The 25,336-nt window shown below is 44.1% G+C and carries 20 protein-coding genes and 1 other RNA gene; 4 read left to right on the top strand and 17 right to left on the bottom strand.

Features of this window, described 5'->3' with window-relative positions:
- Positions 1-24: 24 nt before the first annotated feature.
- Entirely contained in the window at positions 25-2,811 is a 2,787-nt protein-coding gene (locus tag A3K86_RS06535; RefSeq protein ID WP_068329404.1) for a M16 family metallopeptidase, read from the bottom strand.
- 184 nt (positions 2,812-2,995) lie between these two features.
- Between A3K86_RS06535 and yidZ the strand changes: the two genes are divergently transcribed.
- Complete coding sequence (gene yidZ, locus A3K86_RS06540) at positions 2,996-3,991, top strand: HTH-type transcriptional regulator YidZ (RefSeq protein WP_068329406.1); 996 nt, start codon at positions 2,996-2,998, stop codon at positions 3,989-3,991.
- Between the two features lie 38 nt (positions 3,992-4,029).
- Here yidZ and A3K86_RS06545 read toward each other — a convergent pair whose 3' ends face one another.
- The 8 genes from A3K86_RS06545 to A3K86_RS06580 form a co-directional block, all read right to left on the bottom strand.
- Complete coding sequence (locus A3K86_RS06545; protein WP_068329407.1) at positions 4,030-4,497, bottom strand: RNA-binding S4 domain-containing protein; 468 nt, start codon at positions 4,495-4,497, stop codon at positions 4,030-4,032.
- 74 nt (positions 4,498-4,571) lie between these two features.
- A complete protein-coding gene (locus A3K86_RS06550) occupies positions 4,572-5,720 on the bottom strand; it encodes a serine hydrolase domain-containing protein (RefSeq protein WP_068329408.1) in 1,149 nt (382 codons plus the stop codon).
- Positions 5,721-5,952: 232 nt separating this feature from the next.
- Complete coding sequence (locus tag A3K86_RS06555) at positions 5,953-6,348, bottom strand: type 2 periplasmic-binding domain-containing protein (RefSeq protein WP_068329419.1); 396 nt, start codon at positions 6,346-6,348, stop codon at positions 5,953-5,955.
- A gap of 10 nt (positions 6,349-6,358) precedes the next feature.
- Complete coding sequence (locus A3K86_RS06560) at positions 6,359-7,621, bottom strand: hypothetical protein (protein WP_068329424.1); 1,263 nt, start codon at positions 7,619-7,621, stop codon at positions 6,359-6,361.
- Between the two features lie 112 nt (positions 7,622-7,733).
- Entirely contained in the window at positions 7,734-9,353 is a 1,620-nt protein-coding gene (locus A3K86_RS06565; RefSeq protein WP_068330268.1) for a methyl-accepting chemotaxis protein, read from the bottom strand.
- A gap of 407 nt (positions 9,354-9,760) precedes the next feature.
- Complete coding sequence (locus A3K86_RS06570) at positions 9,761-11,134, bottom strand: hypothetical protein (RefSeq protein ID WP_068329432.1); 1,374 nt, start codon at positions 11,132-11,134, stop codon at positions 9,761-9,763.
- Positions 11,135-11,146: 12 nt separating this feature from the next.
- Positions 11,147-11,380, bottom strand: a complete 234-nt coding sequence (locus tag A3K86_RS06575; protein ID WP_068329434.1) for a hypothetical protein — start codon at positions 11,378-11,380, stop codon at positions 11,147-11,149.
- Between the two features lie 132 nt (positions 11,381-11,512).
- Positions 11,513-12,076 carry a TetR/AcrR family transcriptional regulator gene (locus A3K86_RS06580; protein ID WP_068329436.1) on the bottom strand — a complete coding sequence of 188 codons (564 nt, stop codon included), beginning with the start codon at positions 12,074-12,076 and terminating at the stop codon, positions 11,513-11,515.
- A gap of 467 nt (positions 12,077-12,543) precedes the next feature.
- On the opposite strand from A3K86_RS06580, the gene A3K86_RS06585 reads away from it, so the two are divergent.
- Entirely contained in the window at positions 12,544-13,056 is a 513-nt protein-coding gene (locus A3K86_RS06585; protein ID WP_068329439.1) for a DUF2799 domain-containing protein, read from the top strand.
- 125 nt (positions 13,057-13,181) lie between these two features.
- Here the strand turns inward: A3K86_RS06585 and ffs are convergent.
- An RNA gene (ffs, locus tag A3K86_RS06590) (signal recognition particle sRNA small type) lies at positions 13,182-13,278 on the bottom strand.
- Positions 13,279-13,436: 158 nt separating this feature from the next.
- Positions 13,437-14,168 carry a VP0952 family biofilm-associated protein gene (locus A3K86_RS06595; protein ID WP_068329441.1) on the bottom strand — a complete coding sequence of 244 codons (732 nt, stop codon included), beginning with the start codon at positions 14,166-14,168 and terminating at the stop codon, positions 13,437-13,439.
- A 162-nt stretch (positions 14,169-14,330) separates the two neighbouring features.
- On the opposite strand from A3K86_RS06595, the gene A3K86_RS06600 reads away from it, so the two are divergent.
- On the top strand, positions 14,331-14,645 hold the full coding sequence (locus A3K86_RS06600; protein WP_068329448.1) for an MGMT family protein: 315 nt from the start codon (positions 14,331-14,333) through the stop codon (positions 14,643-14,645).
- Between the two features lie 27 nt (positions 14,646-14,672).
- On the opposite strand, the gene A3K86_RS06605 is transcribed toward A3K86_RS06600, so the two are convergent.
- On the bottom strand, positions 14,673-15,092 hold the full coding sequence (locus tag A3K86_RS06605) for a YbaY family lipoprotein (protein ID WP_068329450.1): 420 nt from the start codon (positions 15,090-15,092) through the stop codon (positions 14,673-14,675).
- A 220-nt stretch (positions 15,093-15,312) separates the two neighbouring features.
- Here A3K86_RS06605 and tesB point away from each other — a divergent pair, with 220 nt between their 5' ends.
- Positions 15,313-16,173: an acyl-CoA thioesterase II gene (gene tesB / locus A3K86_RS06610; protein ID WP_068329452.1), complete on the top strand. Its 861-nt coding sequence runs from the start codon at positions 15,313-15,315 to the stop codon at positions 16,171-16,173.
- A gap of 192 nt (positions 16,174-16,365) precedes the next feature.
- Here the strand turns inward: tesB and A3K86_RS06615 are convergent, their stop codons facing one another.
- The 5 genes from A3K86_RS06615 to A3K86_RS06635 all read right to left on the bottom strand — a co-directional run bounded on the left by A3K86_RS06615 (position 16,366) and on the right by A3K86_RS06635 (position 25,334).
- Positions 16,366-18,186 (bottom strand): SmdB family multidrug efflux ABC transporter permease/ATP-binding protein, encoded by a 1,821-nt coding sequence (locus A3K86_RS06615; protein ID WP_068329454.1) that lies wholly within the window; start codon positions 18,184-18,186, stop codon positions 16,366-16,368.
- Positions 18,186-19,928, bottom strand: a complete 1,743-nt coding sequence (locus A3K86_RS06620) for an ABC transporter transmembrane domain-containing protein (protein WP_068329456.1) — start codon at positions 19,926-19,928, stop codon at positions 18,186-18,188. Before A3K86_RS06620 ends, A3K86_RS06615 begins: the two co-directional genes overlap by 1 nt.
- A 321-nt stretch (positions 19,929-20,249) precedes the next feature.
- Positions 20,250-23,174, bottom strand: a complete 2,925-nt coding sequence (locus A3K86_RS06625) for a cytochrome D1 domain-containing protein (protein WP_232321911.1) — start codon at positions 23,172-23,174, stop codon at positions 20,250-20,252.
- A gap of 65 nt (positions 23,175-23,239) precedes the next feature.
- Entirely contained in the window at positions 23,240-24,769 is a 1,530-nt protein-coding gene (locus tag A3K86_RS06630; protein WP_232321913.1) for a hypothetical protein, read from the bottom strand.
- Positions 24,744-25,334: a hypothetical protein gene (locus A3K86_RS06635; protein ID WP_068329462.1), complete on the bottom strand. Its 591-nt coding sequence runs from the start codon at positions 25,332-25,334 to the stop codon at positions 24,744-24,746. The genes A3K86_RS06630 and A3K86_RS06635 overlap by 26 nt, the downstream gene beginning before the upstream one ends.
- Positions 25,335-25,336 lie beyond the last annotated feature (2 nt).

The raw sequence follows: 25,336 nt of genomic DNA on the forward strand, positions 1-25,336 counted from the left end.
CTTTTTATTGCTTTTCATCAAGCCTTAGAAGGCTTTCGGTAATACCGTCAACTTAGTGGTATAGCTTTGTTCACCCATGACTTGTTTAATTTGTTGGTTTAGTAACTCGGGTGTGACTTTATCAATAAATGCTTGGGGATCTTTCACCGCATTCACATCATAGCCGTGCATCAAGTAACGCCCCATAAAATGTACAGTTTCCGCGCCATTTGTCGCCATCGGCTTTAGGGCCGATGCTAATTGTTTCGCGACACTATCTCGTTCTTGCTGGGTGATCTCTTGCTGACGAATATTCTGTATAAGCTCAGTCACTGCCGCTTTAGATTTATCTAAATCCGCAGCATCAATATTTAGCGTGATCATCACTGCGCTAAACAAGCCACTATCAGGCACATCAACCATCACAAACGGAGAATAAGTCAGGCTGTGCTTTTCTCGTAAGATTTCAAACGCTCGCTGATCAATGATGCGTTGCAACATATCATTCGCCATCACATCCGTTGCTGTCATCGCTAAATTCGTAGATATCGGGTTCGTCATCACCACGATATAGCCTACAGACGCTTCATTTGAAACAGGCAGGGTTAACGCCTGCGATTCAGGATTCAGCTCGACAACAGGTAATGGTTGCTTGAAACTTTCAGTCAACGGAATATTAGCGATGTACTGACGCAGCAGGGTTGTAATCTCTTGAGGAGCAATATTACCAGCAATGATCAAGCGATTATGATGACGCTGTTGGTATAACCTTTGGTATACTTGCTCAACATCCTCACTCGTCACTTTACCGAAAGCAGAGCTCGACTGCATTCTTGCAAAGTCACCATTTACAATCGTGCTATCTTCAATCTGCTGAACAACTTGCCCTAAAGGTGAAGACGCATATTGTGCTTGATCTTCTTTGTACTGTTTCTTAACCAACTCAAGCTGTTTAGGATCAACTTTTACCGCCGTTAACACCTGATGAAGTGCTGAAAGCGCAAACGGTAAATTATCGTATTGAGTCGCAATCGATAATCCATTATCAAAGTCATTAATATATGGCGTCAGTAAAGTATTATTGGCTGCAAATACTTTCTCAAATGCCACAGCATCTAACCCTGCCAACTCACTCCGGTATAGAGCATCAACCGCCAGCTCACTAGCAGCATACAAGCTAGGATCGAGTTGCGCCCGACCAGCATCCACCGCCCAGTTCATATAAACGTTTTGTTTAATTTCTGGCATTTGCTTTAACCAGACTTCAACGCCATTACTTAACTGCCACTGCCAGGTTTTCGGATCTATCTGCTGTTTCGCGACAATTTCGCCTTTGGTATCAGGGGTAGGAAAAGCTGAGACCGTTTTGGTGAGCATCAGCTCCTGCCCTGACTTAGCAAGCTGTTGGTTAAATAGCGTCACATCTTGTGCTAATTGTTGAGTTTGCTCAGCTAGGCTATAAGCAAAGAAAGCGTAAGGCGACAGTTGCGCTAAAGTCTGATTCAGGCGCTTATTAACGTACTTCTGATCCATATTGGCGACAAAACGCGTTAGCACAGCCTTACGATCCACCTCAGACATCATTACGCGTTTGTCAGACAACGAATCGACCATAGCATCCATGATCATCCAAGCTTCATCATCGTGCCAATTTTCAGCATGATTATTTAAATCAAGATGATAACTCGCCATTGCAGCGGCTAATTCTGCTTCACCAATGCCGTGATCACGCAGGCTTGCAAGCTCATTAGCAACAAAGGCTTGAACCTCTGAGCGATACGCTTCTTTAAAACTCACTTCCAATACATTGAATTTTTGTTTTTCAAACGTTTCATCATAAGCTGCAATCACGCTGGTATTCATCGACAACGCAATACTTCTATCTATCAAGCGATTACGGATCAGGTTGTTGATCAAAGTCGTCTCAAAATCATGATAAAGATCGCTATACGTTAACCGTTGATCTTCGCCAAGAGGCTGTAACAAAATAAGCGCTGAGTCGCTCCCCTCTGGTGCCACCAACCCATGCTGTTTTTCTTGTGGCAATTGAATAGACTCCACAGCTGCTAATGGCTGAGATACAGCCTGCCACGATGCAAACTGCTTGCTGATTTGTGACTCGATATTGGCTTTATCAAAATCACCAACAATCACAAGATCTGTATTTGAAGGGAAATACCAACGCTGATAATACGCTTGAAGGCCTTTTGCTGTGACCGACTGAATGCTGTCTTTCGTCCCCAAAACTTGGTGATAATCTGGATTCGCTGCTTGTAACACCTCAAATATTTGGCGATAAACGCTACGCTCCTGCGGATCACTCGCACGTAATTCACCAAGAATAATTCCCCGCTCTTTTTCGATCTGCTCAGGTTTTAATAAAATGCCATCGGCAGCATCACGAAACCACGTCAAAGCAGTCGAGACTTCATCGTCATTGGGCAAAGTCAGTTGGTACCATGTTTTGTCAAATGACGTGAACGCATTGAGATGAGAACCACCGCTAATCCCTAATTGGCTAAATAGCTGCCATACATCTTGCTGCTCTAAGTGACGAGTATCATTAAATGCCATATGCTCAAGAAAGTGAGCATAGCCATGTTGCGAAGACGTCTCCTGCAACGCGCCTGCATGCACAATGAAACGCATTTCTAGCGGTGCATCTTGCTTATGATAAAGATGGTATTTCATGCCATTTTCCAACTGACCATGTTGCCAGTCAGGATCTGACGAAATGGGTGTCGACATCCAAGCTGTGTCTTCAGCTTCACAACCCATTAGAAATACAAGCACTAGCATCAAGGAAGAGCTAAGCTTCAACCAATTTCTCATAACCACTCCTTTGTAGGTAAGTGATCACACTATAATCAATAATTTACATGCAATATAGTGCTAGGTTGTATTTGCGATTCAGTTATCTATTCATACTATTAGCAATAGTGAAGTAATTTGATACCAAACATTCATTGGACAAGTTAGTATTAACAGCAATTAACACCTATGAGAGCATCACCCTATGGCTAAACCCTTGCACCGCTTAGATCTCAACTTGCTGATCACCATGCAAACCTTACTGCAAGAACGTAGCGTGACACGTACCGCCAAAAAACTTAACCTCACTCCCTCTGCCGTCAGTAAGTCATTAGCGAAACTAAGAGATTGGTTTGATGACCCGCTGTTTGTTCGTGCTCCTAATGGATTGCAGCCGACGCAACTCTCGTTAAGCATGGAGCAAGAGCTTGGTGAACTCTTTATCTTGGCCTCTCAAATAGCGCAGCGAAATGGCACTACAACGCCATCAGGATTAACTTTCCAGCTCATGTTGGAGTCCCCTTTTCACCATATTTATTTTGCTGAACTCGGGCAAACTATCCGTCAACATTACCCCGATAGCCAAGTACGGATCAGAAACTGGCAATCCCATTCGCTCGACAGCATAGTCAACGGTGATTCAGACATTGGTTTTTGTGGTCGCGAAACTCATCAACGTTCGCAAGAAACACTCGATGAGTTGCCGTATTACATCGATCATGAAGTGATTTATGAAGATAAGCCTGTGGTGTTCATTCGTGATGATCATCCATTACTCTCACAAGCATGGACATTAGACGCACTGGTAAAACATGAGTTTATTTCGATTTTATGGGAAGAAAGCGAGCAATTTGCCTTTGATGAACTGTTAGCCAGTAAAGGAATAACGCGCCGAGTTTCCTTCACCTTGTCTGATTTTGAACAATCACTGTTGATGACAGCGCAACCTCACCACCAGCAAATCACAACAGCGCCATCATCAATCTTGCCGTATGTGCGCGAGCGCTTTCCAAACCTTGTGATGCGCCCGCTACCGCTTAGCGATGAGGAATATCAGCAATTAACGATTCAATACTCTTTGCTGTGGCATAAACGAAACGGGCACAACCCAAAAACTCAGTGGCTCCGCCAAACCATTCGCCAGCTCTATCAAGAGAAACAGCCTAAATACGCCCCGCAGATACAAAAAAAGACTCCGTAGAGTCTTTTTTTGAATATCTCGAACTTAGCAGCCAGAAATTAAAAGCTGATTGAACGACGACCAGTATTCTGATCTCGCGTCGGCTTTTGCTCTGCTTTCGCCGCTTTTTTCTTAGCTGGTTTCGCTGGCTTCTTACCGCTAGCTTTCTGTGCACTGGCTTTATTAGTGTTCGCCTTCTTAGGCTCAGATTGTTGTGAGCTCGCTTTTGGCGACTCAGGTTTCTTTTCTTTCTTTGGCTTAGCTTCAGCAGGCTCAGTTACCGGCTGATCACAGATGACGACATAGTATTCCTGATTAAACTCAATCACATCACCATCGTATAACTTACGACGCTTACGCTGCTCAAGCTCACCATTAACGCCGACATAACCTTCAGCAATTGCGAATTTCGCTTCACCACCACCACTCACTAGGTTGGCAATCTTTAATACTTTATATAATTCAATTGGTTGAGCAGAAACCTCAATCGCGAGGGCTTCTACTTCATATTCTTCATGCTCAGACATAACTAGTGCTCTATGGTTAATAGGCTTGCAGTGTACCTGATACCGAATGGGATAAGTAGCGGTTCTTCTGGCGGCTAATTGTTTAGTGTTTGATTTAACACCAACAATTTTTTGATGACATTACCAATAACAAACCGTAATGCTTTTTCTCTGTATTTATTATTGTTGAAAGTGCCAATAATGTAAGTCTCAGTCTGAGGATGATAAAACATAAACGCCCCTGTCACCCCTACGCATCCCCAGCAATAATGGTTTTTAGGCAGTAACAAGGGGATTGGCCTGGTTTTCCATACGCCGTAACCATACCGAAACCCTAGTGCAGGAAATCCCATCGCAATATCGTCACTCACCATCTGATCCACTATAGTGGAATTTAGCAACTTGCCATTAACCAGAGATTGCATGAAGGTGAGGTACTCAGGTAAAGGCGCAATCACACTTCCGCCCGCATAATCCAACAAATGACTACCTTTGATTGCCAAAAAGTCTTGCTCATCAATGTATAAGTTAGCGGGTTGATAACAAGATTTGCTCGGCTTACTCAAACCATGCAACCAAGCATGATCCATCGCTAAAGGCGCAAAAATCCATTGTTGAATAGCTTGCTGGAATGTCATGCCCGTTGCTTGCTCAATAATTAGCCCTAGCAAATAGTAATTTGTATCGGTGTAAACGTGTTTTGTCCCTAGCGCTGATTGGTATTTTAAGTGTTCGCAGCCCCAGAGAATCGCCTCTCGCGGTGATATCGCCACCGATGATGTTGCTGTTGGATCATAAAGCTCTCCTGCCTTGAGTTTTTCCATTAACGGAAAAAACACATCGGGTAAGCCTGAGGTTTGCATGAGTAAATGACGAACCGTGAGTTGGTCGCTAAACCTTAAATTGGAGATATTGTATGAAGGTTGTGTTGCTGCCAAATGTTCAAGGCTTTCACACAACTCAGAATCAAGATACAAGCTGACAGGATCGTCAAATCGTAGCAGTCTTTCTTCAACCAGTAAGCCTATTAGAACTGAGGTAAATAACTTACCAACACTTGCTAGGTGAACGGGTTGATGACAGTCATCTATGTGGGTTTCATCAGTGCCTTGGGCTAATTCAAGATGAAAGTCGAGTTTATCTGAATGCACCAAGAGAAATGAGCGGCCAAGCTTATTTTTCTGCTGAGCCAGTTGAGAAAAGTCGGCACTGAGCTGTGCCTTTAGCTCGCTGTTTGTCAGCATATGACCTCCAGTCCATTGATGTTATCAAGCCAAATACTTCGGTCCTTATGCATCATGCTAGCGTAGTTTTACTTACATTCATTTGATCGTGTAGGCGTTCTCCTTCTTATGATATTTATAATTTGGGTTGTTTCTCACCCATTTCACTAGCATCTCTGAACAACGGTTCTCATAAAAAAAGCCACCAGCAACACGCTGATGGCTTTGAAATATCGAACAAAAGATAAAGCTATTAAGGGCGCAGAAGCACCTTCACGCTACCGTCTACTTCACTTTCATCGATATAACCAATCGCATTGGCAGTGTTAGCGACTGTGTTTTTAACAATGGCACTTGAAGCAACTGTTTTTGGCGGCTGACCTTTACCAGTGAAGACTTTCTTCGCCCAGTAAGCTTGCAGTTGAGCTTCAGTTTTACCCGTTACTTTTGAGTGAAACTCACCTTTTAGAGCTTGACCGTCAGCTAGATCAATCGCCTCTACATTCAGAGACTTCGCTTTACCCAGGTAAACTTTTTTAATGGTCGCTGCATCTAAGTCCGCTACTGCAGGGTTCGCAATTACCACCACACCCGCCTGTGCAAAACCAGAAGCGGCTAGGCAAAGTGCCAATACTGTTTTTTTCAACATGACGCTCTCCTTAGAACACTACGTCTAGTTTCACTGTGTAAACCAAGGTATCGTCGATAGCCTTGTCTTTTGCAGCGCCAGGTAGACCACCGCGAGTATCACCAAAATCAGTCACGTAAGTTACATCTGCTTTTAGTGCCATGTTGGTGTATACGTCCCAACGCGCACCGACACTGTAACTAGTGCGTTGCATATCTAACACCGCTTGTTGAGCTTTAGTCGATACCGCTTGGTGCATTGCTGCAGCAGTTGGCTTCTTCATTAGGTTAGCCATTGCTTGATCTGCCGCCTTTTTACGAACATCGTTGTCTTTCGTCTTTAGGTGAGAAACGGTGATGTAAGGCGTTACTGATTCAACACGGTAACCAAGAGTCACGTACGCTGCGTCTGCATCAGGGTAGAAACCTTGCGTTTCTGTACGCGTGATTTCAGACATTACGAACAGGTTTTCACCATCGAAACGTGCGCCAATACCGTAGAACTTCGCAGGGTCATCATTAAAGGTTGTTGATGCCAAAGGCTGACCATTTAGCAACCAGTTATCATTTGAGCTTACTTTCGCCTGAGCGTAGCTAGCACGCAGTGTTAGTGTGTCGTTTGTCCAGCTCAGTGCACCACCATAAATTTGATCAAATTTAGTTTGTGCGCGGAACTTAGTTTTGTCTGAGCTTAGGTTGTGAGAACCCGCAAAACCTTGAACCATGATGCTGCTATCTTCAAGCTCGATATCGTAAAGCATATCGGCACCCGTGAAAGAAGTTGCAACTACGTTGCCATAAACTTCATTTGGTACACGTACACCTAACTGCGCGTAACCGACTTCTAGGTAATCAGATAGCATGAACAGTGGCAGACGTAATTTACCAGCACGACCTTTTAGGTTTGGCGTAAATTCATGGCTAATAAATGCCCACTCGATTTGAGGCTTCCAGTTTTCAAGCTCAGTACCACGGCTAACAAGCTGTACAGTTGCGCTTGTAGTGTCATTAACTGTGAACACAGATTGAAGACCGATAAGAGAACCTTCATCTAGGTTCAGCTTGTTCGTCGCACCAGCATAACCTGCACCGTTGTTAGCTGTTTGCAAGTTTAGCGAAGCGAAACCATCAAACTGGAAACGATCAGCAACACTTGATTGTTGTTGTTCAGTCAAAACCGCGACTTGGTTTTCAAGATCACTAATACGCGCATCTGTAGTGGTGCTAGCAGCTACTTGAGCTGACACAGCGCACAAGGCTGCCAGTGGCAACAGGCGAAAAGCCTTCATTGTCATTATGGTTCTCCGGTTTATTTTTATATTGTGTAAATGAGGGGAAGTCGCATCGCAGGTAAATGAAACCTAATCAAGACAAGATTAGGCTTCGCTTTTCACCTGCAATGGCGCACTACACTTTGAATTGCGAGGTCGAGTAACTAAGCTGCTCTACCACGCTCACTAGCTGATCGCTGGCTACACCCAAACGATCAGAAGATGAGGAAACTTGTTCTGCACTGCGATTAAATTCTTTCAGCTGATCTTGGATCACCAATGACGTCTGATGCTGCTCTTCCGTTGCTGATGCAATCTGTTCATTGACTACGGTGATCCCAGCAACTTTCTCCGTAATTGCGCGTAAGCTTTCGCCTGCCGTAGCAGCGCTAGTCACGCCATCTTCCGTTTGACGCAACCCTTGGTGCATCGCTTCAACGGCTGATTTCGAGGCAACTTGCAGCTCTGCTAATACTTGCTGGATCTCTTCTGTTGATTGCTGAGTTCGCGCTGCTAGTGTTCGTACTTCATCTGCCACAACCGCAAAGCCTCGACCTTGCTCACCAGCACGAGCAGCTTCAATCGCGGCATTCAATGCCAGCAAGTTGGTTTGATCAGCAATACCTTTGATTGTTGAAAGAATGGCATCAACATTAGCCGTGTCTTGTTCTAACTTGTCGATAACCGCAGCGATATTGCGAACATCATCTGACAATACGTTAATTACGTTCACGGTCTGTTGCACTACATTAAAGCCATCATCCGCTTTACTGTTGGCATCATTTGCTTGCTGAGATGCTTGGCTTGCGTAATCCGCTACATGACTCACGGTTTGCAGCATTTCACCTACCGACAACGTCACTTGCTGAATATTGGATTGCTGCTCTGCAGTAAAGCGAGAGGTATCTTGGCGACTTTCAGAAAGCTGGCTGGTAATCGCTTCTAATTGATGAATACTGCCCACAGTATCTGAAATCGTAGCCTGTAATTTTCCAATAAACTGATTAACGTTATTAACCAATTCCGCCACTTCGTCTTTACCGTCGTAATGAATACGAACCGTCAGATCACCTTCACCAGAGGCAATTTCACGCATACGATCTGTCACAATCGCAACAGATTGCGTCACTGAACGTAAAATGGCGTAGCCAAAGATCAACAAGAAAGCGACTACAACCAAACCTGAAATCACCGAGGTCACGCCAGCATGGTCTGCACTCTCACGTGTACCACTGATCAATTCAACCACTTCAGAGCGAACAAAGTCTTGCAGCGAAGTTAACGCTTTTTCTAATTGCTCTTGTGTTTGACGATTTTGATCAGCCTTGGCAGAAATAACCTCAACAGGCTCACTCATATTAATAAAAGCTAGCGCTAACGCATTACCTGCAGAAAAGTAGGTGGACGTCAGTTTTTCAACTCGCTCGATTTCAGCTTGTTTTTGCGGTAATAATGATTTGATCGCTGTCAGATCTTCGGATAATAAACCATAAAGACTTTTAGCTTCTTCTAGCGCATCTTCTTCACCCGTTACCACTGCTGTTTCAAACTGCTGCGTTAGGCGAGGTAATACCCCGTTCAGACGAACAGAAACTTCTAGCGCGGGATAATACTGTTTATCCAGTGACACCAGATGATGGTTATTTTCACGATGAACATTGGCATTGAGAAAAATAATAACTGCAATACCTGTCGATACAAATGCCATTAACAACCAAAACTGGTGGCGAATAGTCAGGTAGCGAGATAACTTCATAATATCTTCTTCTAATAACTGGCTATATCTTGGCAATTGAAATGCAGCCATATTGATATATGCGTTGCCGAGAATTTAAATCACACGAATACAGTCGTGCGTTATTTATTTGGTGAGTCAGCAAAGCTGAATTATGCTTTCGTTACATGATTAGCAAATTTCAGCTCGGACAAATGGGATTATATTGGAACATATAAATATAATTAACATTAATAATTGAACAGATATACCACCCTGTTCAATTATGTATAAGTTATCGCCACTCAACTTTCACAAATAATAATGACGCAAAACAACATCCTAAAAGTCATAACTTATAGGCATGAAGTCAGCACTGTTATTTTACTAGAAATAAAAAAACGCCCTCTGAAGAGAGCGTTTTTATTATTTACATTTAGATGTACCGATTATTTCCAGAAAGAAAGCGAGTTAAAACTAGCGAACTCTTTTTCTTTCTTATCAAACTGCGCTTTCATCTTGTTAAATTCGGCAGAATCAATTTTAGCCGCAGCACGAACGGAAGCATTTTTATCAGCATTTTCTACAATCGAAAGAATTTCTTTTGCACTTTTCACTAAAGCGGCATCTTTCACACTGATTTTTTTACCAGCACCTGTAGTAAAGGTGGTATATACCACTTTTTCTTTACCTTTAATGTCGTTAGCTGAAACAGCGCAACCACCAGAGTTTTTATTGATTGAACGATGCAACCCTTTGTATCGAATAACTGGCTTACCTTCACTAATCTCTTTAATCATGCATGAGTCAGGACTTACACCTGTTAAGTCATGCATATTATTGAAGTTATAATCCAACCAATCACCTTTTTCTAAAGAGTTGTAAGCGCCTTTATGCACCTTTGAAGTATCACTCTGCAACACGCGGTAACTCTGCACATCGTCAGCCATGATAACATCTTGATTTTTAGCGTTCTTATGCACACCAACAACGTCTTTTACTGCCCAGTAAGTACCAACGCCTTTTAGCTCTCCATCTGTGCTTGCATCATAAAATGTGTTCGCTTTACCTGACTCAACCATGAAAGTACTGACAGCAACGTCTTTTACATTACTACTATCCGCCTTCAATGGCTGACTCATCCATTGATAAGATTTAAACGCGATTTTTTGACCATCTTCAGGGCCGTAATCAGCATACTGCTCAATATCGTATGTCGCCACGCTCTCCGAATCATCACGAGTTACACGCGTAACATCACCAATCAACTGGCCTTTAAACGTATGCAAAAAGCTCGATGACATCGTTTGTTTGTCGCCATCAACTAAATAAGTATCAATGTAATACTGCTGGTAATCTTTACCGCCAAATTGACTAAAGAACACGACTTTACCGTCTTTCGTCTTTGCCATCGCTTTGTTGATTTTCTTCACATCAAGCTGACAGCTAGCCGCAGAATCATCGACAACAAACACAATCTCTGCGCCTGAATCTGCCACTTTACAAATCAGCCCTGTTTCAGCAAATTGACCATGAAGCTTACGAAGAACATCTCGCTCAGAGTCATTGTACTTATTACTACTGAGCATAGCCGATAAACTTGGCATTGATTGAGGGCTATTACTCGGCTTCATATCTGAACTGAGCACTGAATCGAGTGCTAAAAAGTCGATCTTGTTCTGCATCATTTTGTCTGACACATAATCGATAGTTGCGCGAGTTTTGAAATAACCTTGCAGTGAGCTGATCTCAACAGATGCTTGAGATGAAAATGCCGCCATACCAAATGAAACAGCTAGCGCTAATGTACTTACTTTACTCATTTATTATTATCCTTATTTTTTGAATACTTGGTGCGCTTCAAATGCACTTCCTTTTGCTGACTGATATTGAATACCTTTCAGCTGGTTAAGTTGTGCTTGAGTTAGCTGAATACCGCTACGAGACGGTAATGATGTGTTCTGAGTCGGTTTGGTCGCTGTTGAGGATGAACCACTATCACCACCTGATTCCCCACCACAGCCAACAAGGCCAAACAACACACTTAGTACTGCTACTGCTTTTTTCATATTCCCTCTTTATGATTGTTATTAAAGGTCTTTGACCTTGTAGTGATTTGAAATAACAAAACATTTCAAACCACCGCTATAGCACCCTAATGGTGCTAATCACTCAGCCCCTGCGCTGAATGAAGCTTCAAATCAACACGCCGCTTGAAAAACGGTATCATACACATCTTGCAGCCCTACTAAGTTGCTATCTTCAGGCTCAGAGGTGTACTCAGAAATAAATGGGTAAGTCGCAAGCGACATCACTATGGTGTAGAAATAATTTTGATTACCTTCATTACACTCAGGTAATTTCTTCAACAGAGTAATTAAGCTTTTTTTATGCGTTTTTAACAGCTTATTTGTGAGGCGGTTTTTCGCTTCCGTTTCAGATAACGAAAGTAATTCTCTATGCAGAAGTACAGGAATTAATGCATTCTGTCTTAATATATCAACATAACTATTCACGATAAGAGGTAGTGATATATTATCCTGTTGCTTTAATTGCTTGATAACACATTCAATTTCAGGGAAGAACTCTTCAAATACCTGGCAGTATAAATTTTCCTTAGAAATAAAATAGTAAATAATCAAACTTGGGCTAACCCCAGCCATATCCGCGATTTTTCTGATCGTTACTTTGTTATATGCACTACTAGCAAATAATGCTGTCGCACTCGATAGGATTTTTTTTCTTGTTTTTGCTTCTGACAACATCTAATTAACCATATAAAACTCAGCAATTTCTCACTAAGTAATCTTTACCCAAGCACATTTTCGCCACCATAAATCATAACAGCGTAAAAAAACAGTATTTTTATTCCATGAAAACACTATTCATTAAAAATGTGAGCTAAACAATGCTGCGTTTTATATTGAATTTGGAATATTGGATGAAGAGTGTGGTTATTATGACCACGCATAAGAAAAGTTAATTTGACATACAAATAACACTCATGATTTGTAGCACAATTTAGAATGTAAAATTAATATGAAAAACAACTGCCACTTACAGTTAACACCAACAGTTGCACGAGAAATCATGCTTATTGCAAGTATATTTAGGCATAAATGAAAATTTATTGTTTTTCCTAAACTAATAATGCATACAATGATTTCATCTATTGCGGTGAACAACGTTCATTTTAAACTTAGGTACTACTTCCAGTTAAGGACAACAAATAATGAAACAAGCGTTACTTCCCCTATCCATACTCACTCTGCTCTCTGGCTGCGCCAGTATGTCACCAGATGAGTGTAAAACAGCGGATTGGTATCAAGTTGGCTATCAAGATGGGCAGCAAGGCAAGAATCCAAATATCATCAACGATTACAGCAAGGACTGTGCTGAAGCTGGAGTAACAGCCGATCATGCACGCTGGAAAGAAGGCTTCACGAAAGGCACCATTCTTTATTGCTCTCCTGATAACGGCTACCAAGTGGGGCTAGCAGGGAAAGAATACTATGGTGTGTGCGACAGTAAGCAGTTCGTTGATAACTACCAACTAGGGCATCAGCAATACCAAGTTCAACAACGGCTTCAAGAAATCGATAACCAAATTTCCGTAATAGACGGTCAACTAAGTAATAAACCAGACAAAGATACTGCGGATCGGTTAAGAGAACAGAGAAAAGCATTAACAGAGGAACGTGCCGATCTTCTTCGTCCTGATATTAACTTCAACCTACATTTCTAACCACAACAGAAAAGTAAAACAGTATCAGCGCAACATGAAATGTTTGGAATATAAGAAATAAAAAGAGAAAAACGCGAAGGAAAAAGATGAAGAGGGAGTTTTCAGACCGTTAAACGGGTGGAGGCCCCCTCCAGCCACATCCCGGCACACACGTCGCTTGCTGTGGCTGCTCCCTTCCGGGCCTGACCAGGTTCACAAGTTAGTGTTGCGGGAGGACCAAAGGGGGCCTCCATAGATTCTTTGTCTCTTACGAGAACGGGAAGGATTATGTCTTAAGCCCGTTGCCATTGCAATACCAAGTCGCCCAACTCGCGGTTAAGTGTTGATTTATTACCCAAAACTACGAGTTAAGCGATTTGTTTAGCTTGGTTTTACTTGATTTAGACTTCTTCAGGCTCTTCAAGCAAGTACTCGCCAAGCAAAGCGCCACCTAAAATCAGGAGCCAGGCAACCAAGATGGGGTTAGGCACTTCAAAGTGCGGCACAACAACCAAAGTCGCAAACCCGACCGCTGGTAGTACCCAAGATAAGCGTGGCACCCACTCAGCATGCTTGATTTTCGCCATCCCTTGCAAGGCGGCAATCAAACCTGTAATACACAATGCCACCAAAGCAGCATGCTGCATATCGCCAACCCAGAGCGGGATCACCAAGAATAATGGCCACCAAGTATTCCCTTCAACTGGACGCCAACTCCGGCACGCTAACCAAATGACGCATACGGAAAGCACTTGTAATACGGTATACATCGGGCTGCCAGGCAGTTTGCCTTCGCTTTGCAACGCCATAATACCGACATCCATTGCCAATATTACAGAGAGCAGCAGCGCACTCAATTGCCAGCCACCTTTCGGGGAGATACAAATATTAAAGACAGGCAGCATCATGAAGATGCTAATTGATAAGGCGAGTGGTTGTTCCGGTAACACCATACCGAACACACCGAGGCCGATAAGCAATAGCCAAGCAGCAACCCCACCTTGCGGTAGTAACCACAATGCGGGGATGGCTAAAGCGAGGGCGGGAAGTTGCCCTTCTGAGTACCCCACTGCACTGACTCCAAGTACAGTTAACGCGACACTCACCAGAACTAATAACGCGGCATACATCATTGCAGCACCTCCTTGCGTTGTTCAGGATCCTATACAAATCTACTAAGTCACTGTTATAACATTAAGTAACAGAGAATAAAGCTTTACGTTGAATATTTTGTTGCGCTACTTTTTGTGAGCCAACAATCAAAACAACAAAAAAAATCATAGGTTCTTTTTAATATGGACGATTTTGCGAGCCAAATCTATAGCGTGGTTTATCAAATTCCACATGGCAAAGTGGCAACTTATGGCGACATAGCCCAAATGGCAGGATTTCCGCGCTATGCCAGGCAGGTTGGAAAGCTAATGGCAAGCCTTCCTAAAGACACCCAACTGCCGTGGCATCGAGTGATCAACGCGAAAGGCTGTATCTCATTAACGGGAGAAGGATTAATTCGTCAGCGTGAACGCTTGCAAGCAGAGGGCATTGAAATATCAGAAGCCGGGAAGTTATCGTTACGTCGATATCGCTGGATGCACGATACCGACGCTTAGTGACAAAAACAGCTATAACAGCAGCGATTAGCGGGTTTTAATCAACATAAGATCAAGTTGCTGTGTTTTTGCAGCATCTGTGATCACCAAATTCATGGTATCGGTGATAAACATCAACTTGCCATCAACTTCAATTCGCGCACTTACAGCGTAAGTGTGATTTTCAATGATGTCTGACGTTTTATAGCCTAGCTTGAACGTAAACGGGACTTGTTTTCCTTCGGTTAGCTGAGCTTGTTGGCTTAACACCTCTGCAGCCACATCCATTTTCGACACATCCGCTAACGTTACTGTTACTTTCGCATTGGGCGGTAAAGCAATACGTTCTCGATAACTTACCGTACCTTCAACATAACTAAGCTCGTTGTCTTGTTGAAGCATGCTAGTACATGCACTGATCGCGAGGAGCCCAGCCAGCCCTAGCATCAGAAGAATCACTTTTTTCATGATAACCCTTATATAATTATTCGTATTGATAGCTTTGCCAACATAGGCTTTTAATTTCTAAAATCGACACCATATATCATTAATATGATGCGATTTTACGAAAAGATGTCTGCAACGTCTGTTAACGATCGCGTAAAACCGCCAAGTTTGTTAAGTAACGATTCACTTTGATTGTGCTAAGTTCTTAACCTTTTTTATTGTCATTACAAATGGATTCACGATGAGCAAAGAACTGACTGAACTACTCACCCTACTCCACCTTGAACCGCTCGAACTGGGGCTATTTCGAGGTCAGAGTGAGCACCTCGGCTTACCTCAGGTTTACGGTGGTCAAGTGATTGGTCAATCACTATCAGCGGCAAAAAAGACCGTTGATGCCGACCGTCATGTCCACTCCTTCCACAGTTACTTTCTTCGTCCAGGTGATCCTGAAAAGCCGATTATCTACGATGTAGAAAACCTGCGTGATGGCAAAAGCTTTAGCACTCGCCGAGTGAAAGCAATTCAAAATGGTCAGCCTATTTTCTACTTAACCGCCTCTTATCAAGGTGAAGAAGAAGGTTATAGCCATCAATCGACCATGCCGGATGTACCTGCGCCTGAAACCCTAAAATCTGAAACGGAACTGGTTAAATCACTGGCGGAATATTTACCGAAAAAAGCGGTAGAAACCTTTGCTCGCACACGTCCGATCGAGGTTCGCCCTGTCAATGTGATCAACCCATTACAACCAACCAAAGCCGAGCCAAAACAATACTTGTGGATCAAGGCCAATGGCGAGATGCCAGATGACCCACGTATCCACCAGTATGTACTGGCTTACGCCTCTGACTGGGGATTCTTGGTAACGGCACTACAACCTCACGGGGTGACTTTGCTAACCCCTAAGATGCAAGTTGCCACCATTGATCACTCTATGTGGTTCCACCGTCCATTCCGACTTGATGAATGGTTGCTATACGTTATCGATAGCCCATCAGCTAGCGGCGCACGTGGCTTAGTTCGCGGTGAAATTTATAACCAAAAAGGTGAATTGGTCGCATCTGCAGTTCAAGAAGGCTTAATGCGCCACCACCAGTGATCATCAACGCTCTTTGCTCATACGAGTAAACTCACACAAAAACGCCACAGAAACGACGCCGGTTTCTGTGGCGTTTTAGCATAGGGGGATCAGTTGGCAGAGCCTTGGGATAATCCCAAACCAACTGATACAGCCAGCATACGCTTAACCCTCAGCTAAAATGTCAGAATCAAGTAAAATCAAAACGTTACATCAAGCAGATTCTTGCGTCTGTATATCATGCGGTTTACTTTCCGCATCTTGGTAACCCTCATCAGACTCTAATTGCTGTAAAAGCTCCCCTGCTTGCTGCAATTGATACATCTGCAAATAATGCCCTTGCTGAGCTAACAAATTTTTATGCGTGCCACGCTCGATGATTTCACCTCTATTCAGCACAATGATTTCGTCAGCATCCATGATGGTGGATAACCGATGGGCAATCACCACAATACTCATATCTTTGCGCAATAACGCTAAACCGCGCTGAATATTTTGCTCGGTACCAGAATCAATGTTCGCTGTCGCCTCATCTAAGATCAGCACTTTAGGTTTCGCCACTAACACTCGCGCCAATGCCAGCAATTGCTTTTGCCCTGCCGAAAGATTGACTTCACCACCCCCTAAACGCGTATCTAACTGCGCCTTGTAGTGACGAATTTGCGCCGCCAAACCGACATTCTCTAATGCCTGCCAAATCGCATCATCTGTCACTTGTCGGCCAAGACAAATATTTTCGCGAACGGTGTCATTAAGAACATGCGGATCTTGCTGCACCATCGCGACCCCTTGGCGTAAAACGGGTTGCGCTAAGCTTGATAGCGCACGCCCATCTAGCGTCACCTCACCCTCTTTTACAGGGTAAAAGCCCATCAGCAAGGATGCCAAAGTACTTTTACCACTACCCGTATGCCCTACAAGTGCCAAGAAGCCACGGTGCGGTAAGTCGATATCGATATTCGACAAAATAGGCTGTTTACCGTCGTAACTGAAATTAACTTGCTGACATTGGATCGCACCTGTCGTGAGTGGTTGTTCATCATCACCATACGCTTGCTGTTTGGCATCGATAAAACCAAAGATACGTTCACTCGCCACCAGCGCCTGCTGCAACAAAGACAGTTGCTGAGTAAGCTCAATCAAAGGCTCGGTAACGCGCCCTAAATAACTGATAAAGGCGTACAGTACCCCAACCCCGACCAGCTCGGTGCCACTCACACCAAATACTGCCACCAACGAAATTAACGCAATACCCGAGAGTAAATCAATCAGTGGTCTTAGCAACAAACCATTGAGTTTAGTCACACTCACTTGCGCTGCGAGATGCTGCTCATTGAGCTTGGCAAATTGCTGACTAAATTCTCGCTCTTGGCGCATCAGCTGGATCAAGCTCATACCTTGGATTGACTCACTCATTGATGAGTTAATATCGGACAATAAATCTCGCATCCGACGGTAGGCATCAGCACTCTTGCGCTGATATACCACCATTACGCCCGCCACCACCGGCAACAAAACCAACACCACTAGCGTTAAACGCCAGCTCAGCATACTCATCACCACCAACATGACGCTGATCAGCGCGACATTTTTCACCACAGTTGAAATCACGAAGATATAGAAATCTTTGATCGACTCAGTGTCGTTGGTGATCCGCGAGATCAAACGCCCTGTCGGCATGTAATCAAAGGCTGACAAGGGTTGATTTAAGATCCGCCCAAACACTTGCTTACGCACCGTCTGCACAACACCAATCGCAATGTCGTTAAAACGGATCGACTGCAAATATTGGAAAATAGCGGCGATCACCATCAAAGCGACATAGCCAAGCCCCAAGCTCACCATGACTTCAATAGGGTAATCATCCTTGGCGATATGGTTATCGATAAAGTGTTGGATCAACCAAGGCCCTGCCACGTCTGCCAACGAGGCGATAAACAAAAAACCAATGGCAATCGCTAGCTTAGGTTTATCGCTCAAGCCATAGCTGAGTAGGCGCTTTAATATCGCAGGATTGACTGCTTTCCCTTTCATTACGCCCCCTCTATCGCTTGTTCAAGTTGCTGATACTGATACATTTCCGCATACCAGCTATTGGCTTTGAGTAACGCTTGATGATCACCGCGCTCCGCAACCACACCGTGTTGTAGCACCAAAATTTCATGAGCTTGCTCAAGCGCAGTTAATCGGTGCGCAATCACAATCACGGTTTGTCGCTGCTGGCTATGGCGCAAATTACTCAAAATTTGGTGCTCGGTTTTGCCATCAACGGCTGACAACGCATCGTCTAACACCAAAATTTCGGCATTGAGTAACAAAGCGCGCGCAATCGCAATACGCTGTTTCTGTCCGCCAGACAAAGTAATGCCCTTTTCCCCGACCAAAGTCTCGTAACCTTGAGGGAACTGAATAATGTCTTCGTCAATACACGCAAGACGTGCAGCTTGGCGGATCTCCTCACGACTAGCCTCAGGTTTACCCAAGGCAATGTTGTCGGCTATCGAGCGAGAAAACAAAAACGGCGTTTGGCTCACTACCGCAAAACGGCTGCGCCAATGATCAAGATCTGCCTGCTCAATCGTGACCTCACCGTAGTGGATCGTCCCTTGATGCAAGGTTTGCTGGCGCAATAACAGGGCTAACAAGGTTGATTTACCGCTCCCCACAGGCCCCGCAATCCCCAACATTTGTCCATGAGGCAAAGTAAAAGAAACGTCTTTAAGTACAGGGTGTGGCTGCTCGCCCCAACAGAACTGTTCAATATTCACCACCAGAGATTGAACCTGCTGGGTCAGCGGAATTTCCCCACTAACAATCTCAGGCGTTTCATCAAAGATATGCTGAAGCCGTTTCCATGCCGCAGAACCACGCTCTAAAATATTAAACAGCCACGCCATTGCCAACATAGGCCAAATCATCAAGCCTTGGTACAAAGTAAACGCGGTTAAATCGCCTAGCGTTAATCGCCCTACCGACACCATGTAAGCGCCACCCGCAACACTCAAAAAGAACGACATACCAATGGTAATTTGGATCACTGGGTTAAATAGCGCATCAACTTTCTCAACCGCTAAGTTCTTCTGCCCAGTATCATCAACCACGCTGTTAAACTCATCTTGCTGACGTCGCTCCAAGCCAAAAGCACGGATCATCCGCACCCCATTTAAGGATTCTTGCGTCTTATCTGTCAGATTAGAAAACGCGGCCTGTGACACCCCAAAACGAGTGTGTAATTGTCGTCCTAAGAAAAACACCACAATCGCCATCAGTGGCATCGGCAAAAGCGCCAAAACAGTCAGTTCCCAGCTGTATTGAGTGGTCATTACAAAGAGCACCACAATACCGGTAAGCAATGAGTCAGCGGCGGTCAATACCCCTTCCCCCGCAGTCAGCACCACAGAGTTAACGTCATTGGTTGAGCGCGCCATCAAGTCACCGGTTTTATAACGCTCAAAAAACGCAGGCGGATGAAAAGAGAAGTGACGGTATAAGCGGTTACGAATCACGGTGCCAAGCTTAGCCGCTGCGGTGAATAACCACACCCGCCAAATAATCCGAAGTACATATACCACAGCCCAGAGTGCAATCAGCCCCAGCAAGCACCACATCAACATGCTGGTATTCAACTCGCCGCTGACGACATGGTCGACCACCCAGCCAATCGCTTTAGGCGGCACCAGCTCCAATAATGCCACGACAGCTAAAATAGAAATTGCCCCGCCATAGCGGCGCCACTCTTGAAAGAAATACCATCGAAGTTGCCAGAAAATCTGCATTATCCCTCCATAGATAGCTGCAAGGCGTAAACTGCATCTCCCTTTAATAGGACTTAACTGTTGACGTTATTAACAATCATTCGATGCAGGAAGTGAAGAAGAAAAGCTCAGGGCTGATGTGATTATCTAATGGTAGTATTTTTATTCAACACCTTATTTAGTTGATACTTAAAAAGCAGACATCCTTCTAACTCGCTTGATACAAGCAACAAAAAACAAACACATATGACTTTATATACCAATCATTTAACGCAATTATGTTTATAAAAAAAGAGACCTATCAATGATAGATCTCTTTTATCTAACGATAGCTAACAGTAATTAATGCATCGCCACCGTATTTGATGACAAATTTGGTGACATATACGTTTTCGTCACCGCTTGTAACTCTATCACTTCCGGCTCAGGAATATGCTCTTCTGGGTAAGCCTGACGAACCTTATCTGTCAACGCTTTCGCAAATACTTGATAAAGCACCCGCGTCGATACCGTTAATGGGTATGTCATATCCGATGGCAGCTCAAATACCTCATTACGCGTTTGCCCTGATTTAATCCGTGTGTCTTTACCAATTTTGACATAACGCCAGAAACGCAAGCCAACAGGTTTCCCATCTTTATCTACGCCCACCTTAACAAACTTACGGGCATCTTTCGGGATCACCCCATCTTGCATCACACCACTAGTAAAGACTTGCTTGCCGTTAGCATCGGTCGCAATCACCTCCAGCCAAACCTGACGACGAGCGCCACCAGGCATATCATGACCGGAATTCACATTAGTCACTTTCGCAATAAATTCGTTACCTTGTTTTTCAACCTCAAGGCGCAAGGCCGTTTTCAAGATATCGATACTCATTTTCTTATGTTCTGGATTTCGCATACCAGTAAAGAAATAGTTACCACCCACTAAGTGATGCGAGCGAAGGTTTGATTTCATTGGCCCGTTATTGGTCGACTGTCCACCAACTTTACGATCAAAGTTCGTCACGTCTTGCGTCATATGACAATCGATACAAGTTTTATGCTGAGCAGGATTATCAGGAGCATTAAATGGCGATGCTAACCATTCACCAAAGTTGTCGTTGATATTCGCCCCTTGTCCAGTCGTAAACTCATTATGACAAGTCGCACAATACAAAGAACTCTGATACAGCTCTGGATTAGAATACGACGCTTTGTGCTGCGCTGGCATCGCATTGATCTGCTTCTCAGAGAGCCATTTCAACATACTCGTTTTTGCATCCTCAAACACGTAACTTTCACGGTCTTTAAGATTAACCGTCATATCCGTGTTACCGCCTGCATTTTCAGCTTTCGTCACACGGTGGCAGAACACACAACCAGTACCGCGTTCACTCACCGACTGTCCATGCGCTAAGGCTATCTTCAATGATTGACCGCCTTTCTCTCGCATATTACCAAAGTCAGATAGCGGTTTATTATCACCATTAATCACCATCTGAGGGGCATGACAACCACGACAAAGCACACGGAATTCTTCCCCTTCACTTTGCGCTGCCACATCTTCTTGGAATCGGTAATACGGGTGATCCATATTCATACCATGGTTTGAATCTGCCCATTGATCATAAATTGTGGTGTGACAATCAGAACATTCCGCCGAGTTCACCCATTCATCAGGATGGGTATAACGCTTATTATCATCCAGGCGCAACCAAGTAGATAAATACGGTAAGTTCTCTGGTGCTCGCACATATTCATTCAACGCCATCATCATCTTGGCTGCTTCTAATGGCGGCTGTTCAACATTGACGGGGGGCATTTCTTCTTCACGCGGATCACCGCCCATCCCTCCTTGCGTCTTCTGGATAATATCGATGTAGGCTCCAATCGGATCTCCGGCAATCATTTTGCGTACATCCACATGACCAGTAACGGCATTTTTAAAACGATCTTTTTTGCCATCTTCCATCAATTGACGGTTAGTAAAATTAAAGCCATCAAGGTGACAAGAGTTACAACTCATCCAGAAATCACCCGCCATCGGGAACTGAGGGTTATCAGCCATATTGGCGCTGTTAAATAATGTTTTCCCCCAACGCAATTGTTTAGGTAACGGATCTTTACTGACTAAATTGGCAAAATGAGCCTGCGTTAATTTTACTTTGGCAAACGGGCCAACCGCACCAGTATCAAACTTGGCAATATCTAGCGACATTGCATTTTGTACATAGAGCTCGCGCCCTGTGACGAGGATACCGCGTGGGTTATCACCAGGTACATTGCGATAAATCTGAGTCGCTTTCACCCCACCTTGAAACTTCTTACGACGATGGCGCTTTTTATTCTTTTTACCTTGGCGTGATAAATCGAATACCATCAAATCTTCAGAGCCCGCGAGCGTGAAAATAACTTTCTTACCATCATCGGTGAAAGCACCATCATGTGGATTCGAGACAATTCGAATTCGATTACCACTTTCAATAATATTAATTTGCTTAAACAATTGCTTACGCTCATCAACAATCTCGTGTTCATCGTTAGGCGTAAGATCAAGAAGAGAAACGGTTGGGAATACCGTTGATTGAAAATGAAAGTCATGCCCGAATGACCACAACACATGTGGAAGCCATGCTTGCTTACCATCCGGTGAAATAACAATGTTATCGAGTAAACGAGGCTTGCCTTGCGGCGTTGTTTTCTCATGGTGAGCCGGAGTGTCGACCAGTTTAATCACTTTGATTAACTGAGGCTGATCTGACTTAACATCATAAATTGATACCTGCCCCGATAGCGCATGCGTCACAAGTAAGCGTCCATCATCGGTTAGCGCTAGACCTCGTGGCGTTGTTACGGTATCAATTGTTTGAACTACGCTACCATCGCGGTTCACGACCAACAGCTGATTACGCTCAAAACTAGTCACATAAAACTGTTGGTGGTGAGCATCAAAGACGACGCCAAACGGACGAGACGGCACAGAAGTAACTTGCTTCGTTGCCAACGTTTTCGCATCTAATAGAACAAGTTGATCATTTAAATAATCTGTCGCTAATATCAACTTACCATCGTTTGTTAGTGCGATACGGCGAATATCACGACCAATGACAGCCTCTTTTAGCAACTTACCATCAGTGCGATTGATAATACTCACACTACCAGCATCAAAGTTAGCACTAATGATTTGAGTTTTATCCAACGTCATTAGCATTGAACTACTCTTTTCAATCGCATGTACAGACTGACTCATCAGTACAAGCAACAAAAACAACCACTGCTTCATAGGCTTTATTTTACAATTTAACATCATTCGCCTTTACACTTACCTAATTCCAAATCAAGCACACATCATTGATTGATTTGATATAAATACAGACCTCTTTCCCCTACAAAACGAGGTGGAAATTGAGCATAAAGCTCATGGCCATTGAGTCGTATTCCGGATAAACGCCACGCACTATGAGGATCGCTCTGCGCTTGCTCTGATAATGCACGCTGACTACTGGGATAAAACATGTCGTACACCGCTCGTCCCTTAAGCTGAGCTCGGACTAAATTCACACTGTAATTCGTGCCAATTACTCTGATCTGCGGATGCTTACGGATCCAAGTTATAGCCTGCTGGATAGGTGCTTGTGGTTGTAATCGAGACTGAGCTAATGCCGCAACATTGCGCCCTACATCGTAACCAGCCAATACCATTATCGCGACTAGCCACAGTTCATTACTTTTTGCCAACCACGATAGCTGCCCGACAATAACCACTAAAAACAAAAACAATACAGGCGCCCAATGGCGTAAGTTGTCAGGGTTCTGTCCTAAACTGATCCACGTCCAATACGCCACGGCCACCGAAGCGCACGCTGCCAATTGCGATACTGAATTCACACGATGAACACTCGACGCCCCATGTTTAGCAGATTGAAAAAAAACTAAAAAAACACTACTTAACAATGACAAAAAAGCAGCGACCAATACGGGCCAACCCATGCCATTGCTTATAGCAATGACCCACTGCCATAACGTGGCATCATTGCCCTCGACGGTATTTCCCCAAATAGCAAAATGCCCTTGAGTAAACCGAATCCCCTCATCGATGTAGGCTTTACCATCATGCGCCCAAATAAATCCCAAGCTAAGCGCACCAATAACGGCAATAATCCAGCTGGCTTGAAAATATGCCTTCACGACCGCTTTAACACCCAACTGACGATGTAAACCATGCCACCAAGGAAACATCCCTACCCCAAGCGCCAATACGAAATACGATGGTCGCGTCGCCAACATTAAGCCCAGCCATACGCCCACCCACCTATATTGTTTTTGACTTGCAGCCATTAAGGACAGTAGCGTAAACAAAATAGCCGTTGCATCCGATAACCCGCTCAGTGCTATCGAAGCTAGTAACGGTTGACTCAGTACCAATAAACAGCCGACTACCGCCGCCACCAGCGAAGACACACAAAGAAAGATCAAGCGAGCCACAGCCAGCGGAATCAGCATCGCTGAGATTAATGAAACCCAAATCACCGCAACTTGAGGGTCACACCACCGTGCAGCAATATGTGCCACACCAATAAAAGCGGGATAACCAGGAAAATGAGGACGAAACTCCAATACAGAAAAACGCTGTACCCCACGAGCAAAATTCAACGCATCATCACTAGTGAGTTGCAGCGGAAATTGGCTGATCCACTGCCACCAGCAAACATAAGCCAGCAATGTGATCATCGCGGCGATCAATTTGGGTGCATTCATTGTTTTAGCAACATAACGAAACACCAAACATGAAGGCTTATCAGCACGAAGATCGGAAATATACTGGCTCATCATATTGAATAACCCTACAGATTTACGGGTGTAAGGTACTGATTGCATCAATTAACAACTGCTGTTGCTGCTTAAATGCTTCAGGATCAGCCGGAGCTTGCCCTACCCCAAACACTCCAGGATTCCCAATGGCTTGCAAGGTACCTTGAATCGCCTGCTCGGCTTGTTGGCGATGACTGTCATCTAACTTGGGTGTGATCAGATCAAGAAACAATTTACTTTTCACCACTAGCACTTTCGCGACCTGATAATCAGCCAAATTCTTGCTTGCCCCATCAAGACGACGGACAATTTCCTCAACCACTGCACGATCCATAATGGCTTCGACTTGAGCTGCATCTTGATTCGCAACTGCGGCTGCCATTGGCGTTTGCAAATCAACATTGTGCTCTTTTTTTAGATAAGCGAACTCATCTTTCAAATCACCGACAGCTTGTTGTACAGCATTAAAGTCTTGCTTTTCTAACGCCAACAAAATAGCTTCACGACCATCAATCACAGGCTCTTTGCCTGCCGCCGCGTATGAATAGGCATAGGTCATCGCACTAGAAAAAAGGGCAACTGCCACTAGTATCCATCGACCCACTACTTGATAAACACCTACTCGATTCATTG

The sequence above is a fragment of the Photobacterium jeanii genome (genome assembly GCF_001650345.1).
Taxonomy (GTDB): Bacteria; Pseudomonadota; Gammaproteobacteria; order Enterobacterales; family Vibrionaceae; genus Photobacterium; species Photobacterium jeanii.